This window comes from Pseudanabaena sp. BC1403 (genome assembly GCF_002914585.1).
Classification (GTDB): domain Bacteria; phylum Cyanobacteriota; class Cyanobacteriia; order Pseudanabaenales; family Pseudanabaenaceae; genus Pseudanabaena.
Genome location: NZ_PDDM01000077.1, coordinates 1 through 809, shown reverse-complemented (window position 1 = coordinate 809; position 809 = coordinate 1). Strand labels below are relative to the sequence as shown.

Sequence of the window (809 nt, the reverse complement as noted above, 5' to 3'; positions counted from 1 at the left end):
ATCAATAGGTGATGATTTAGTTGTTTAGGTACTGTTGCCCATTCTTCATACAAATCTGCTTCACGGTCGCCGATGTGTGTCACCATACTGGCATCTCCGCCATCCAGACATTTAATGCTCCTTTCCGCACTTGCTAGCCATTTGTATGATTCTTTCGCTTCAATTGGCTGTTGTTTATACTTTCTAGCTTTTTTGTCGGCATGATTCAATGCTCTTGTCCAAACCTGCACAGTACTCAAACCTAATGGGAATCCTGTCTCTGCATTCAATACTAAGGTTGGATGAATAAAAAATCCCACATCTTTATTGTTTCCCACTACTCCCAACCCTTTTTCCTTTAGTCGTCCTTTATGGCTTTGGAGGTTAATTTCGCTGGTATCGCTTATTGCTAATACATGCTTTCCTCCAACGTTCTGCTGGCATTGCTCTGACAAGCTTTTTGTGAGTTCTGATATAGTCACGTTGTCATTTTCTAAAAAACGATAATTTGCGATTTGTTCGGCTCTGTTTTTACTGATTTGACGTATATTTACCGATTGGCATTCAACCATTTTTTCGTATAGTATCCCCCCCTTTTTACCAATCGTGGATCGCCAAATGCTTTCCCTTTTGTTACATCGTTATGAATTACTATCGGATTTAATTGCATCTGTAACCCTTGCTATACTTTTATCCTAGTGTAGTCTGACTTGTGTGTACACGGTAGCCTAAAAAAGGGGGAAGAATTTAATTCTTCCCCCTTTTTAAGGGGGATTGAGGGGGATCTCTTAGAGCTTTTGACCGCAGAAAGTAATTCTTAAATGGTTTCT

Annotated in this window: 1 pseudogene; it reads right to left on the bottom strand. The window is 39.8% G+C overall.

Annotated elements, in window-relative coordinates:
• Positions 1 to 551: pseudogene (locus CQ839_RS24640) on the bottom strand (IS4 family transposase); the annotation flags it as partial.
• Positions 552 to 809 lie beyond the last annotated feature (258 nt).